Annotated in this window: 11 protein-coding genes; 5 read left to right on the forward strand and 6 right to left on the reverse strand. The window is 69.6% G+C overall.

Going from position 1 to position 14356, the window contains the following annotated elements; translation table 11 throughout:
- Positions 1 to 67: 67 nt before the first annotated feature.
- The 5 genes from Q9R19_RS02460 to Q9R19_RS02480 all read left to right on the forward strand — a co-directional run bounded on the left by Q9R19_RS02460 (position 68) and on the right by Q9R19_RS02480 (position 7073).
- Positions 68 to 1588, forward strand: a complete 1521-nt coding sequence (locus Q9R19_RS02460; RefSeq protein ID WP_311254761.1) for an Ada metal-binding domain-containing protein — start codon at positions 68 to 70, stop codon at positions 1586 to 1588.
- Positions 1585 to 2085: a methylated-DNA--[protein]-cysteine S-methyltransferase gene (locus Q9R19_RS02465; RefSeq protein ID WP_311254762.1), complete on the forward strand. Its 501-nt coding sequence runs from the start codon at positions 1585 to 1587 to the stop codon at positions 2083 to 2085. The genes Q9R19_RS02460 and Q9R19_RS02465 overlap by 4 nt, the downstream gene beginning before the upstream one ends.
- Positions 2086 to 2462: 377 nt before the next feature.
- Positions 2463 to 4457, forward strand: coding sequence for an ABC transporter ATP-binding protein (locus Q9R19_RS02470; RefSeq protein WP_311254763.1), 1995 nt, complete (start codon positions 2463 to 2465; stop codon positions 4455 to 4457).
- Positions 4454 to 6262: an ABC transporter ATP-binding protein gene (locus Q9R19_RS02475; protein ID WP_311254764.1), complete on the forward strand. Its 1809-nt coding sequence runs from the start codon at positions 4454 to 4456 to the stop codon at positions 6260 to 6262. The genes Q9R19_RS02470 and Q9R19_RS02475 overlap by 4 nt, the downstream gene beginning before the upstream one ends.
- Positions 6263 to 6284: 22 nt before the next feature.
- Entirely contained in the window at positions 6285 to 7073 is a 789-nt protein-coding gene (locus Q9R19_RS02480) for a hypothetical protein (RefSeq protein WP_311254765.1), read from the forward strand.
- Between the two features lie 27 nt (positions 7074 to 7100).
- Here Q9R19_RS02480 and yicI read toward each other — a convergent pair whose 3' ends face one another.
- From yicI to Q9R19_RS02510, 6 genes are all read right to left on the reverse strand, one after another.
- Positions 7101 to 9332, reverse strand: coding sequence for an alpha-xylosidase (gene yicI, locus Q9R19_RS02485; protein WP_311254766.1), 2232 nt, complete (start codon positions 9330 to 9332; stop codon positions 7101 to 7103).
- Positions 9332 to 10216: a carbohydrate ABC transporter permease gene (locus Q9R19_RS02490; RefSeq protein WP_396653435.1), complete on the reverse strand. Its 885-nt coding sequence runs from the start codon at positions 10214 to 10216 to the stop codon at positions 9332 to 9334. The genes yicI and Q9R19_RS02490 overlap by 1 nt, the downstream gene beginning before the upstream one ends.
- The gene (locus Q9R19_RS02495) at positions 10213 to 11190 is read right to left on the reverse strand and encodes a sugar ABC transporter permease (protein WP_311254767.1); all 978 of its coding nucleotides are present in this window, start codon (positions 11188 to 11190) and stop codon (positions 10213 to 10215) included. The genes Q9R19_RS02490 and Q9R19_RS02495 overlap by 4 nt, the downstream gene beginning before the upstream one ends.
- 58 nt (positions 11191 to 11248) lie before the next feature.
- Entirely contained in the window at positions 11249 to 12559 is a 1311-nt protein-coding gene (locus Q9R19_RS02500) for an extracellular solute-binding protein (protein WP_311254768.1), read from the reverse strand.
- 122 nt (positions 12560 to 12681) lie between these two features.
- Positions 12682 to 13692 carry a LacI family DNA-binding transcriptional regulator gene (locus Q9R19_RS02505; RefSeq protein WP_311254769.1) on the reverse strand — a complete coding sequence of 337 codons (1011 nt, stop codon included), beginning with the start codon at positions 13690 to 13692 and terminating at the stop codon, positions 12682 to 12684.
- 201 nt (positions 13693 to 13893) lie between these two features.
- Complete coding sequence (locus tag Q9R19_RS02510) at positions 13894 to 14352, reverse strand: GNAT family N-acetyltransferase (protein WP_311254770.1); 459 nt, start codon at positions 14350 to 14352, stop codon at positions 13894 to 13896.
- Positions 14353 to 14356 lie beyond the last annotated feature (4 nt).

A 14356-nucleotide genomic window follows, 5' to 3' on the forward strand; every position in this document is an offset into this window, starting at 1 on the left:
GGGTGGCGACGACAGTCGTGTCCGATTTCCGCCAGTCCGCCGGGCGCCGACGTGACAGCATGAAGACATGACCTCTTCGGCGCCGACTGCTCCTGCGATGACCTTCGCGGAGCGCTACCGCGCGATCAGCGCGCGCGACACGCGCTTCGACGGGCAGTTCGTCACGGCCGTGCGCTCCACCGGCATCTACTGCCGGCCCAGTTGTCCGGCCCGCACCCCCAAGGTCGCGAACGTCACCTTCTACCCCACGAGTGCCGCTGCGCACGAGGCCGGCTACCGCGCCTGCAAGCGGTGCCTGCCCGAGGCGACCCCCGGATCGCCGGCGTGGAACCTGCGCGGAGACGCGGCGGCGCGCGCGATGCGGCTGATCGCCGCCGGCGTCGTGGAGCAGGAGGGCGTGGGCGGCCTGGCGAACCGGCTCGGCTACTCTCCGCGCCACCTCACGCGGCTGCTGACGGCTGAGCTCGGCGCCGGTCCGCTCGCTCTGGCGCGCGCGCACCGGGCGCACACCGCACGGATGCTGCTGGTCGGCACCGACATGCCGATCTCCGAGGTCGCGTTCTCGGCCGGGTTCGCCAGCATCCGGCAGTGCAACGACACGATCCGGGAGGTGTTCGAGATGACGCCCGGGCAGCTGCGCGCGACGCGCCGCCGCAAGGCGGGCGGAACGGAAGCGGATGCCGCGGCGCAGGGCGCGATCGAGCTGCTGCTGCCGCACCGTGCGCCGATGGATGCCGCGGGTGTCTTCGCCTGGATGGCCGCACGCGCGCTCCCGGGCGTGGAGCACGCCACGGCCACCTCGTTCGCGCGTCACCTGCGGATGCCAGGCGGACCGGCCCAGCTGGAAGTGCGGCAGGATGCCGAGGGCCGGCTGCGGCTGCGCGCCAGGGTGAGCGGGCTCGGCGACCTCGCACCGCTGGTGGCCGTCGCACGTCGGCTGTTCGATCTGGACGCTGACCCGGCCGGCGTCGACGCCGCGCTGTCCTCGCACCCGGAGCTGTCCCCGCTCGTGGCCGCGATCCCCGGCATCCGCGTGCCCGGCTCGGCCGATCCGCACGAGATGCTCATCCGAGCCATGGTCGGCCAGCAGATCACGGTCGCCGCCGCACGGACCGCGCTGACCGCGCTGGCCGAGCAGCTGGGGGAGCGCACCGCCGATGGCGGCATCCTCTTCCCGACGATGGCCGCGATCGCCGAGCACGGCGCCGAGGTGCTGCGCGGTCCCGCCGCCCGCATCCGGGCGATAACCGGCGCTGCCGCGGCGCTGACGGACGGCTCCGTGGTACTCACCGTCGGAGATGATGCGGTCGAGCAGCGCACGCGACTGCTGGCCATGCCGGGCATCGGCCCGTGGACGGCCGACTACGTGCGGATGCGGGTGATCGGGGATCCCGATGTGCTCCTGCCGGGCGACGTGGCCGTGCGCGCGGGAGCGGCGGCATCCGGGCTTCCCTCCGGCCCCCGTGGCCTGTCCGCGTGGGCCGAGCGCGTCGCGCCCTGGCGCAGCTACCTCACCGCCCACCTCTGGCGCGCGGCTCCCGTCCGCGCCCCGCGTCGCCGCACCACAGCGAACAAGGAGACATCATGACCGCCCTCATCCAGACAATCGACACCCCCGACGGGGCGCTCACGATCCTCGCCGACGACGCGCAGCGGGTGCTCGCCTCCGGCTGGAGCGACGACCACGCCGCGATCGTCGGACGCGTGCATCCGTCGCTGCGCCCGGCTGAGGTCGCGGAGGGCGAGACGGATGCCGCCGACGCGGCGCGCGCGTACTACGCGGGTGACGTGCGCGCGATCGACACGGTCGCCGTCCGCCAGCACGGCACGGGGATGCAGCAGACCGGCTGGGCCGCGCTGCGCCGGATCGCCCCGGGCCGGCCGCTGACCTACGCGGAGTTCGCGATCGAGCTCGGCAGCCCCCGGGCGGTGCGCGCCGCCGCAGCCGTCTGCGCGCGCAACGCACCCGCGCTGTTCGTCCCGTGCCACCGCGTGCTCCGCTCGGACGGGACCCTCGGCGGCTTCGCGTGGGGCCTGGACGTCAAGCGCAGCCTGCTCGAGCGGGAGGCCGCGTTCGCCGTCTGAGGCTCCCTCGAAGTTCGCCGAAACCCCTCATGGTCGTCGAGACCCCTCCTGAATCGCGTTGCTCAGGAGGGGTTTCGACGCTCAGGAGGGGTCTCGACGGAATGTCGGAAAGGGATTTCCCCTTGCGTCCAGCGCAGTCACAGGAATACGCTTGAAGGCTGTCGCGCTGATCGGCCGACGAAGCCGAGCCGAGGAGGACACCATGGAAACGACTACTGTCACGACGGTCATCGCCTTCGGCTCGCGCGCACCTCGCCTGCGCGACTGAACGCGGCCGGCGGGCCTCCTCCCCGGAGCAGCACCGCCCTGCCCGAATGCACCGGATGCACGGCATCCGCTCCCGTCTTCGTCACCTGATCGCCACGCAACTGAGAGCCATGTCTGTCACTTCTCCCTCGTCATCCCTGTCCACCTTCGCCGCGCTGTGGCGTCTGAAACCCTTCATCCGGCCGATCCTGGGCCGACTGATCGGCGGCGCGGCCAGCGCCCTTGCGGCCGCCGTGATCGCGCTGATGATCCCGATCGTGCTCGAGAACATCGTGCGCGGCCTCGACGATGTCGCCGGTCTGCACCTGAGCAGCGGCGTGATCGGCCTGATCGTCGCCGGCGCCTTCGGCGTGCTCGCCCTTGCGCTCGGCGAGGCCGCGATGGTGTGGCTGCGTCGCTGGTTCGTGCTGACCCCGGCCACCGAGGTCGAGTTCCGCATGCGCGCCGAGCTGTATGCGCGCCTGCAGAGCCTGCCGGTGGCGTTCCACGACCGCTGGCAGTCCGGTCAGCTGCTCAGCCGCATGATGCAGGACCTCAGCCTGATCCGGCGCTGGATCGCATTCGGCCTGATCCTGCTCGTGGTCAACATCCTCACGATCGTGATCGGGGCCGTGCTGCTGTTCCGCTGGCACTGGATGCTGGGCGCGATCTTCATCATCACCGGCATCCCGCTGTGGATCTCGGGATACCTGTTCGAGAAGCGCTACGGCGTGCTCGCGCGCCGCAGCCAGGACCAGGCCGGCGACCTCGCCACCAGTGTGGAGGAGAGCGTGCACGGCATCCGCGTGCTGAAGGCGTTCGGGCGCGGCAAGCACGCGCTGACGCGCTTCAGCCGCCAGGCCGAGACGCTGCGCGAGACCGAGCTGAGCAAGGCGCGCGCGGTCGGGCAGATCTGGTTCTGGCTGGACCTGATGCCGCAGATCGCCTTCGGCGTGAGCCTGATCACCGGCATCTGGCTCATCTCGACCGGGGCGATCGACGTCGCCCAGCTGTTCGCGTTCTTCGCCATGGCCACCGTGCTGCGCTGGCCGATCGAGTCGATCGGCTTCCTGTTCTCGTTCATGCTGGATGCCCGCACGGCGACCGACCGCGTGTTCGACATCTACCGCGAGACCAATACGATCACCGATCCGGAGAAGCCCGTGCACCTGGCCGAGCCGCGCGGCGCGCTCGCCTTCGAGGGCGCCCGCTTCCGCTATCAGGATGCCGGCAGCTCCGAGCGGGACCTGCTCGACGGCATCGACCTGGTGCTCGAGCCCGGCGAGACGATGGCGCTGGTCGGCCTGACCGGTTCGGGCAAGACCACGCTCACCACGCTCCCCGCGCGACTGTACGACGTGACCGGAGGGCGGGTCACGCTCGACGGCGTCGACATCCGCGACCTCGAGCTGTCCGAGCTGCGCCGGCACATCGCCATGGCGTTCGAGGACGCCACGCTGTTCTCGGCATCCGTGCGCGAGAACGTGCTGCTGGGTCGCGCCGAGCTCGACCTGCACAGCGACGAGGCCGACCGCGTGCTGCGCGAAGCGCTCGATGTCGCGCAGGCGGGCTTCGTCGACTCGCTGCCCGAGGGCCTGGAGACCATCATCGGCGAGGAGGGGCTGAGCCTCTCGGGCGGTCAGCGGCAGCGGCTGGCGCTGGCGCGCGCAGTGGCGGCGGCGCCCAAGGTGCTGGTGCTCGACGACCCGCTGTCGGCGCTCGACGTCGACACCGAGGCCCTCGTGGAGGAGGCGCTGCGGCACGTGCTGGCCGAGACGACCGCGTTGATCGTCGCGCACCGTCCCTCGACGGTGGCGCTCGCCGATCGCGTCGCACTGCTGGAGAAGGGGCGGATCACGGCCGTCGGCACGCACTCCGACCTGCTGCGCACGAGTGCGCACTACCGGCACGTGATCTCGAGCCTGGAGGCCGAGGAGGCGGCGCGCACCGGAACCATCCCGATCATCACGGATGCCGTCGCCGAGGCGCACCGGGCAGCTTCGACAGGCTCAGCGACCCAGGATGGGGGCTCAGCGACCGAGGATGGGGGCTCAGCGGCCCAGGAGCAGGATCGGGGTCCGGAGCCCGTCGAAGGACACGCGAACGAAGAGGAGGTGCAGGCATGACCATCACCGGCACCCAGGACGAGGATCGCTCCGACCTGACCAAGGAGGAGAGCCGCGCCATCCGGCAGCGCTCGCTGCGGCTGCTCGGCTCCCTGATCCACCCGCTGCGCCTGCGCATCGTGATCGCCGCCCTCGTGCTGATCGTCTCGACGGCGCTGCAGGTGGCGGGGCCGATCCTGATCGGCATCGCCCTCGACGACGCGCTGCCGCGGCTGCTGGACGGCGCCGACTGGATGCCGTCGATCATGATCACCGCGGTGTACCTGCTCGCAGGCATCCTCGGCTCCGCACTGATCGGCGTGTACGTCGTGCTCGCGGCGCGCATCACGCAGGCCGTGCTGCTGGATCTGCGCAAGCGCATCTTCCTGCACACCCAGCGGCTGAGCCTGGAGTTCCACGAGTCGTACACGTCCGGCCGCATCATCTCACGCCAGACCAGCGACCTCGACTCCATTCGCGAGCTGCTCGACGGCGGTCTGAACAACCTCGTCTCCGGTGTGCTGTTCGGACTGTTCACGTTCATCGCCCTCGTGATCGCCGACTGGCAGGCCGGCTTCATCCTGCTGCTGGCCGGTGTGCCGCTGGTGCTGCTGATGCGCTGGTTCTACCGTCGCTCGCAGCTGGTGTACCGGGAGTCTCGGGTGATCAGCGCGAGGGTGATCGTGCAGTTCGTGGAGACCATGACCGGCATCCGTGCGGTCAAGTCGTTTCGCAAGGAGCCGCGCAACGATGTCGCCTTCCGCAAGGTGGCCGGCGACTACCGCGACGTCAACCGCCGCTCCATGGTGCTGTTCGGCACCTTCGAGCCGGGTCTGATGGCGGTGTCGGCGCTGACGATCACCCTGGTGGTGCTGTGGGGCGGCATCCGCGTCGCCGACGGCGCGCTGGGCGTCGGCGTGCTGCTGGCGACCGTGCTGTACGTGCGCAACTTCTTCGCGCCCATGCAGGAGATCGCGATGTTCCTGAACTCCTACCAGTCCGCCACGGCGGCGCTGGAGAAGGTGTCGGGCGTGCTCGACGAGGTGCCCACCGTTCCGGACCCCGCCAAGCCGGTCGACCTGTGGGAGTCGCGCGGCGCGATCCGCTTCGACGAGGTCACGTTCGGGTACAACGGCGACAAGACGATCCTGCCGAACTTCTCGCTCGACATCCCGGCCGGGCAGACGATCGCGCTGGTCGGCACGACGGGTGCAGGCAAGTCGACGCTCGCCAAGCTCGTGTCGCGCTTCTACGACCCGACCGAGGGCTCGGTCACGCTGGACGGCGTCGACCTGCGGATGCTGCATCCCAAGGACCTGCGTCGCGCCATCGTGATGGTGACGCAGGAGGCGTACCTGTTCAGCGGGACCGTCGCCGACAACATCGCGCTGGGCCGCCCGGACGCCACCCTCGACGAGATCCGCGCCGCCGCTCGCGCCGTGGGCGCGGACGGGTTCATCTCGTCGCTGCCGGACGGGTACGACACCGATGTGAACAAGCGCGGCGGCCGCGTGTCGGCGGGGCAGCGTCAGCTGATCTCGTTCGCGCGGGCGTTCCTCGCCGACCCTGCCGTGCTGATCCTGGACGAGGCGACGGCGTCGCTGGACATCCCGTCGGAGCGGCTCATCCAGGAAGCGCTGCAGACGCTGCTGGCCGATCGGACCGCCATCATCATCGCGCACCGACTCTCGACGGTCGCGATCGCCGACCGGGTGCTTGTGATGGAGCACGGCCGCATCATCGAGGACGACGCGCCGGATGCCCTGATCGCGGGCACCGGGAAGTTCGCCCAGCTGCACGCGGCCTGGCAGGAGACCCTGGTCTGACCCTGGCTGTTAGGTTGATGGGGTGGATCCGATCTGGGCCGCCGCGGCGGAGCTGTGGTGGGTCGCGCCGACGGTCGCCGGGGCGGGAGCCGTCGGGTTGGCGACAGTGCGGAGGCGGCAGACGGTGAACGGCAAGCGGCTCGGGTACGACGCAGCCAGGTTCGAGCTGCGTCAGGCGCAGCAGGAGGCCCGAGAGGCGGCCGTCACCGCGCGGCTGGCGCGGACGGAGTCCGCGCGGGTGGCCGCCGAGCGCGCCGCCTCCAATGCGGACGCCACGGCCGTGGCGTCCGCTCGTCGCCGGCTGCGGGACGCCCAGTCGGCGTCCCGTGCCGCTGCGGCTCGAGTGCGCGCGGCCAGGGCGCGATTGTCCGCGGAGCGCGCGGCCATCTCGTCGTCCGCCGGTCTGCCGCTGGACCGGCTCCGCTCACGCCACGACGCGGTGCTCGCCCGCTGGATGAGCTACGAGACCGATCCCGGTCTCGCGCTGACCTACCCCGCGATCAGCGATGCCCGCCAGCCGCACACGGCCGCGTTCCTGACCGCGGTGGAGCGCGCCCGCGATCTGCGTCCCGCGAGCGAGAGCGCCCGCACCACGGCATCCGATTTCTCCGCCTACCGCCGGGCGGTGGATGAGCTGGAGCGCGCCTTCGACATCGCGGAGCGCTCCGCGCGGGGCGAGCGCGTGCAGGCCGACCTGCCGGATGCCCTGTGGGATGCGGCGCGCGGCTTCGCCGAGAGGTCCACCGAGGTGATCTCCCGAACGACGGTCCGCATCAGCGAGTGGAGCGCCCGGCGCCGCCGGGAGCGCTGAGCGTCCCGTCCCGCTGCCGCAGCCTGCTCATCCCGTCACCTCCTCGAGGTTCACCTCGTACTCGCGGGCGGTGCCGTCGGGCGAGGTGACGGTGATGGATGCCGGCCCGGCGCCACCCGGGAAGACCCGCAGCCGCAGCCCGTCGTGGTAGTCGTAGTCCGGGCGGTCCTCGCGCGCGCCCCACGGCAGCACCGCCCCCGGACGCACGTACAGCGGGAGGGAGTCGTAGCCGTGAGTCTCGCGACGCCACGATCCGCCGGTCACCGTCTCGCCGGTCAGCAGCGACGTCCACTGCCCGTCAGGCACGTAGAACTCCGCCACCCCGTCCGGGCTGAACACGGGCACCACCAGCAGGTCGGGGCCCAGCATGTACTGCCGGTCCAGATGACCTGTGGCGGGATCGTCCGGGAACTCCAGCGCCATCGGGCGCATCAGCGGCACGCCGGTGCGGGCCGCATCCACGCCGAGCTGATGCAGATACGGCATCAGGCGCATCTTCAGCCGAGCGAACCGGCGCGTGACCTCCACGGCCTCCTCGTCGAACGCCCACGGCACCCGGTACGAGCTCGAGCCGTGGAAGCGGGAGTGCGAGCCGAGCAAACCGAACGCGGTCCAGCGCTTGAACACCCCGGCATCCGGCGTGCCCTCGAAGCCGCCGATGTCGTGGCTCCAGAACGCGAACCCGCTCATCGCCAGCGACAGTCCGCCGCGCAGCGTCTCCGCCATCGACGCGTACGTCGAGGTGGAGTCCCCGCCCCAGTGCACCGGCAGGCTCTGGCCCCCGGCCGTCGCCGACCGGGCGAACACCACCGCGTCCTCCGGGCCGCGAACCTCCGCGAGCACGTCGTGCACCGCGCGGTTGTAGAGCTGCGTGTACAGATTGTGCATCCGCTCCGGATCGGCGCCGTCGGACCAGACCACGTCGGTCGGGATGCGCTCACCGAAGTCGGTCTTGAAGCAGTCCACTCCCTGGTCGATCAGACGACGCAGGTGCGACTGGTACCAGGCCGTCGCTTCGGGATCGGTGAAGTCGACGAGCCCCATGCCCGCCTGCCAAAGGTCCCACTGCCACACCGAGCCGTCGGCGCGCGTGACCAGATAGCCGCGATCGGCGGCCTCGCGGAACAGCGGCGACCGCTGGGCGATGTACGGGTTGATCCACACGCACACCCGCAGGTTCTTCTCGTGCAGGCGCGCCAGCATGCCGTCCGGGTCGGGGAAGACCCGGGGATCCCACTCGAAGTCGCACCAGTTGAACTCGCGCATCCAGAAGCAGTCGAAGTGGAACACCGAGACGGGCAGCTCGCGGGCGGCCATCTCGTCGATGAACGAGTTCACGGTGTGCTCGTCGTAGTCGGTCGTGAAGCTCGTCGACAGCCACAGTCCGTAGGACCAGGCCGGCACCGACGGTGCGCGTCCCGTCAGCGCGGTGTACCTGGCGAGCACGTCCTTCGGTGCCGGCCCGGCGATGACGAAGTACTCCAGGACCTCGCCGGAGACCGAGAACTGCACGCGCTCCACCGCTTCGGAGCCCACCTCGTAGGAGACGTGTCCCGGGTCGTTCACGAGCACGCCGTACCCGCGACTGGAGAGGTGGAAGGGGATGTTCTTGTACGCCTGCTCGCTGGAGGTGCCGCCGTCGGCGTTCCAGATCTCGACGGACTGGCCGTTCTTGACGAGGGGGCCGAAGCGCTCGCCGAGACCGTAGATCAGTTCGCCCACGCCCAGATCCAGCTGCTCGTGCACGTAGGTCGAGCTGTGCGGTGCGGTGGTGTGCTGGCGCGCGTTGCCGACGATGCCGGCATCCACCTGCGCTCCCGCGGCCAGACGCATATAGCCCTGCGCCCTGTGCCCGCTGCCGGTGACCCGGCGTCCGTCGACCTCGAACGAGAGGTTCCAGGGAGCGCCCGGGGCGATACGGGCCACCAGGCCGCCGGCGTCCAGCGTCCCTTCGTCGGCGGAGAGGGAGACGGATGCCGCACCCGAGTCGGCACCAGGCAGTTCGAATCCGCCGTGCCAGGGCCCTCCGGAGTGATGTGCGATGCGCACGCGGATCACTCCGCGCGCAGGGGAGGAGAGCGTGGTGGTCAGCACCGGGCGGTTCAGCACGTCACCGCGCTTGGTGATGCGCGAGGTCGGTGCGGTGACGACCAGACCCGGACCGTCCTCGGTGTCGATGCGCTCGATGTCGTACGCCTCCTGCGCGTACAGCGCGCTCACTCCGGGCCGGAGCTGCCAGAAACCGTCGGTGAACTTCATTACTTGACTGCTCCTGCCGTGATGCCGCGAGTGAGTGTGCGCTGGAAGATGAGGAAGAAGACGAGCGTGGGGATGATGCCCAGCAGCGCCGACGCGCTCGTCGTGGTGACGTCCATGAGGCGATCGCCCTGGAGCACGCTGATGGCGACCGGGACCGTCTGATTGGCGTTGGATGCCAGGAACGTGAGCGGGATGAGGAATTCGTTCCACGTCCAGATGAAGAAGAAGATCAGCAGGACGGACAGCGTCGGGCGGCTGATCGGGAAGACGACCCGCCACAGGATCTGCCATCGTCCCGCGCCGTCGAGGGACGCGGCCTCCAGCACCTCCTTCGGGAATGTCCCGTAGACGGATGAGAGCAGGTACGTGCCGAAGGCCGCCTGGATCACGGTGAACACGATGATCACCGACCAGATGCTGTCGTACAGCCCGACGCTCTTGAACATGTAGTACAGCGGGTACAGCAGCGCCTCCTGCGGCAGCAGGTTCGCCATCAGGAACAGCAGCACGATCCAGCTGCGTCCCCGCACGCGTCCGATGCCGATCGCGAATGCGTTGAGCATGGAGATCAGCACGGCCAGCACGGAGACGATCCCGGAGATGAGGATCGAGTTCCACACCTTCTCGGGGAAGTTCACGCGCTCCCAGAACTTGGCGAGTCCGGTGAAGTCCAGTTCGTGCGGAAGGGCCAGCGGGCCCGAGGTGGCGTAGTCCACCGGCGACTTGAACGAGTTCACCAGCACGAGGTAGAACGGCACGAGCACGAGGATGCCGCCCGCGACGACCAGTGCCAGCAGCAGCCAGTCGACGGGGCGTCTGCGGCTCATGCCGCCGCGCGGACGGACGCCGGGCCGGCCGGTGACGATCGCGGATGTGGCGCTCACAGTCCCGCCCTCTCCTTCTGCTCCATGGAGTTCTGCACGCGGATGAACACGATCGAGACGATCACGACGACGATGGTCAGCACCGTCGCGATGGTGGCGCCGTAGCCGATGTGCCGCTTGGTGAAGAACTCCTGGTACGCGTAGTAGGCGGGCACGAGTGTCGCGCCCGCGGGGCCGCCCCGGGTGATCACGTACACCGGGCCGAACACCTTCAGTGCGGCGATCGTGCAGGTGAGCGTGACCACGAAGATCTCCGGACGGATGATGCTGACGGTGATCGCGGAGAACCGCTGCATCCAGTTCGCTCCGTCCAGTTCGGCCGCCTCGTACAGCTCGGGGTCCACGCGCTGCAGCGCCGCCATGAAGATCACCACCGGATAGCCGATCTGCACCCACACCATCACGACCATGAGCACGATCAGCGCCGACGGCATCCGTCCCAGCCAGTCGACCTCCGGGATGCCGAACCAGCTGAGCATCTGGTTGAGCGCGCCATCGCCGTCCGGGCGAACGATCCACCCGATCACGATGCCCGCGACGACCACGGGAAGGATCTGGGGCAGGTAGTAGGTGGCGCGCAGGAAGCTGCCGACCCTCCCTCCGAACTTGCGGCCGATGACGTCGAACAGCAGCGCGGCGACCAGCAGTCCGACGATCGTCGGCACCACGACCATCGCCAGGATCATCCACACCGAGTTCGCGAACGAGGTCCAGAAGGCGTCGTCGGTGAACAGCTTCTGCCAGTTCTCCAGGCCGATGAACTCGGGCGCGCGAACCCCGCGCCACTTCTGGAACGTCAGGTACACGTTCCAGCCGAGCGGGATCAGCACGATCACCAGCAGCAGCACGAAGCCCGGCAGCAGGTACAGCCAGTAGCCGCCGGCGCCGCCCTTTCCCTGGGGGATCGCAGCCTGCTCGCGCGGCATGGTCCGTCTGCTGCGCGAGGTGCGCCCGCGGGTCGCGGTGAGAGTCATGTCCATCACTCCTCGGTCGGACCGGGACGGCGCACGGGCGCCGCCCCGGCCTCGTCGATCAGCGGAAGTCCGCGGTTCCCTCGTCGTAGGCCTTGCCGAGGCCCTCGTCGACGGCCTTCACGTCCTCCGCGCCGGTCACCAGCCCCTGCAGCTGCTGCACGATCACGTCGTAGAAGCCGGGCGCCGGCCAGTCCGGGTAGAACGACAGACCGTCCTTGTCGAGGATGCCGTTGAACGTGTCGATCAGCTCGGCGCTCTTCTCGTCGGTGATGTCGGCGGCGTCGGCGGCGACCGGGAGGCCGCCGCTGTTGCCGATGATCGCCTGGATCTCGGGGCGCATCGTGATGTCGATGAACTCGTAGGCGAGCTCCTTGTTCGCGGCGTTCTCGGGCACGACCCAGAGGTTGCCCGATGAGCCGAGCGACAGGTCCGCCCCCGGGAACGCGGTCATCGTCCAGTCGAAGCCGGTGGCCTCGGCGACGAAGCGGCCGAACCACCACGATCCGGAGACGAAGATCGGCGCCTTGCCGTTGATGAACGAGACGCCGGCATCCTCGGCCTTGATCGATGAGACGTCGTCGGCGATGTAGCCCTTGTCGACGTACTCCTTGAGCGTCTCGGTCGCGGAGGTGATCTCCGGTCCCTGCCAATCGACCGGATTCTTGTACAGCTGGTAGTCGTCGACGAACGAGCGGTCGCCCTTCCTGAGCGCCAGCTGGTACCACAGCTGACCGAGCGGGTACTCGGCGCCGGCCTCGGCCAGCGGGGTGACGCCCTGGGCCACGAACGCATCGAGCACGTCGACGAACTCGTCGTAGGTGGTGGGGATCTCCAGCCCGGCGGCGGCGAAGGCGTCCTTGTTGTAGTAGACGCCGACGAACTCGCCGTAGTTCGGCACGCCGTACCAGGTGTCACCTCCCATCACGCCGTCGTCACTGTACTTCGCGGTGGTCTGCAGCGACGGTGCGAGCTTCTCGTCCCAGCCGTACTTCTCCACAGCGTCCGAGATGTCCGAGATCAGCCCCGTCGAGGCCAGGAAGCCGGCGGTGGCGTTGCCCTTGTTGAACTCCATCAGATCCGGCGCGGCGTCGGTGTCGAGAACCTGGCTGGCGGTCTTCTGGATCTGCTCGAACGACTTCTCCTCGAACTCGACCGTGGCACCGGTCTCCTTCTCGAAGACGTCGATGGCCTCGTTCCAGGCCTTCCCCATGGCGCTGTCCGCGCCCTCGTAGTGCCAGAGCTTGAGCGTCTTGCCGTTGCCGTCGTCTCCGGAGCCGCCGGCGGGGGAGCAGCCCGCCAGTGCGATGCCCGCGGCGGTCAGTGCCGCCAGTGTGATGACTGTCTTCGTCCTGCGGTCGGTGCGTGCCATCGTCGGCACTCTCCTTCGTGTCTGTCCCGGAGTCCGGGTGCTTGTTCGGGTTCTTCAGTTGTGAGGCGTGCCGTCGAAGCGCTTCGATCGCGGATGTGCGCGAGCGCCGCCGGCATCCGGGGTCAGCTCGGAGTGCGGACCGACCCCAGCTGGTGGTAGGCGGGTGGGATGAGGTGGATGCCGGCGTCGGCCTCTCCGCGCTCCAGGCGGTCGAGCACGATGCTCACGGCGAGATTGCACGACTGGGCGGGGATCAGCGGGATGGTGTCGAGCGGGACGCCGAGAGTGCGGGTGTCGAAAGAGGTGGCCGCGGAGACCACGGAGACGTCGGAGCCGACCGTCAATCCGTGTCGTGACAGCGCGCTCAGCAGCACCTCATGGGCGTCATCGGCGGCGTGGACGATGAACGCGCTGTCACCGCGCTCGACGGCCGCGTCGACGGCGGCGCGCACGGCGGCGGGGTCCGTCGCGACCGCGCCGGCGCACGCCGTGGTGAGAGCTGCGCCGTGCTGCTTCGCGCTGTCCTCGACGCCCCGGCGCAGGCGGCGCGGGAAGTTGGAGGTGCGGTAGGAGACCTCGGGCTGCCCGAGAAGTGTGATGGCGGCGTGACCGGCATCGGTCAGCCGCTCCACCGCCATCCGACCAGCCGCCTCGAAATCGAGGTCGACGCAGGTGAGACCGTCAGCATCGTCGGGGATGCCGATGAAGACCGTGGGAATGCGGATGGAGCGGGCGATCTGCGCGCGGGGGTCGTCCGGGGCGACGTCGAGCACCAGGATGGCGTCGACCAGGCGGCTCGAGGTGACGCGGCTCATGCCCTCGGAGGCCTGTTCGTCGGTCAGCAGCAGGATGTCGTAGCCGTGACGGCGGGCGGCCATCGAAGCCGCGAGCACGAACGCCATGTGTGTGGGCGCGTGGGTGTCGGTGCGCAGGGGCTCGGTCAGGGCGAAGATGTGCGTGCGGCGCCCCGCCAGCATCCGCGCTCCGGCGTCGGGCGTGTATCCCAGAGCCGCGGCCGCATCCTCGATGCGACGCCGGGTCTTCTCCGACACGGGGCGCTTTCCGCTGAGTGCGTAGGAGACCGTGCTGATCGAGACGCCGGCGGCCTCGGCCACCTCGTGGATCGTCGTCATCAGGGCTCCATCGTCACGGTGCGAAGCGATCGTCGAAGCGCTTCGATTGATTCCAGAGCGATAGTAGGCCACGCAGGACTGCGCGCGCAATGGTTCGCCGGAAATCGCCGCCGGAAGGGCGCAGGAAGGCCTCGCCGGCCGTTTGGGGAGGGCGGCGACGGGGTCTCGGTGGGGGAGGGGATCCGAGGCCCCGCCGCCGGTTCAGTCCGTGACGCGGATCTGCGCGATGACCTCGGAGTACTCGGTCTCGCCGACCGGCTCGAAGCCCACGCGGCGGAAGAACGCCTCGGGTCCGCCCTCTCCGGCCTCGTAGATCACGTTCACGTGATCGACGCCCCGCGAACGGGCCTCGTCGATCAGGGTCTTCACTGCGAACCTGCCGACGCCGCGACCCTGGTCGTCCGCGTCGACGTTGATGCGCCACAGCACGCTGCGGAAGTTCTCGTCGGTGGTGTCGGCGTCGAAGCTCGCGCTCACGAAGCCCACCACCTGGTCGCCGTCGAGCACGACGCGCTGCCATGACGTCTGCGGGTTCACCACGGTCGCGGCGATCCCGTAGGAGACCGGAGCCAGGAACTGCTCCTGCCCGGGTTTGAGGGACAGGTTGTTGACGGCGACGATCGTCGCCGCGGAGAGTTCCACCACACGCAGTTCCGACATGAGA

It is taken from the genome of Microbacterium sp. ARD32 (genome assembly GCF_031844385.1).
Classification (GTDB): domain Bacteria; phylum Actinomycetota; class Actinomycetes; order Actinomycetales; family Microbacteriaceae; genus Microbacterium.

Coding starts and splice junctions, on each gene's coding strand:
- Q9R19_RS02460 (WP_311254761.1), top strand. CDS start 68: ATGACCTCTTCGGCGCCGACTGCTCCTGCGATGACCTTCGCGGAGCGC.
- yicI (WP_311254766.1), bottom strand. CDS start 9,332: ATGAAGTTCACCGACGGTTTCTGGCAGCTCCGGCCCGGAGTGAGCGCG.
- Q9R19_RS02500 (WP_311254768.1), bottom strand. CDS start 12,559: ATGGCACGCACCGACCGCAGGACGAAGACAGTCATCACACTGGCGGCA.
- Q9R19_RS02465 (WP_311254762.1), top strand. CDS start 1,585: ATGACCGCCCTCATCCAGACAATCGACACCCCCGACGGGGCGCTCACG.
- Q9R19_RS02475 (WP_311254764.1), top strand. CDS start 4,454: ATGACCATCACCGGCACCCAGGACGAGGATCGCTCCGACCTGACCAAG.
- Q9R19_RS02510 (WP_311254770.1), bottom strand. CDS start 14,352: ATGTCGGAACTGCGTGTGGTGGAACTCTCCGCGGCGACGATCGTCGCC.
- Q9R19_RS02470 (WP_311254763.1), top strand. CDS start 2,463: ATGTCTGTCACTTCTCCCTCGTCATCCCTGTCCACCTTCGCCGCGCTG.
- Q9R19_RS02505 (WP_311254769.1), bottom strand. CDS start 13,692: ATGACGACGATCCACGAGGTGGCCGAGGCCGCCGGCGTCTCGATCAGC.
- Q9R19_RS02495 (WP_311254767.1), bottom strand. CDS start 11,190: ATGACTCTCACCGCGACCCGCGGGCGCACCTCGCGCAGCAGACGGACC.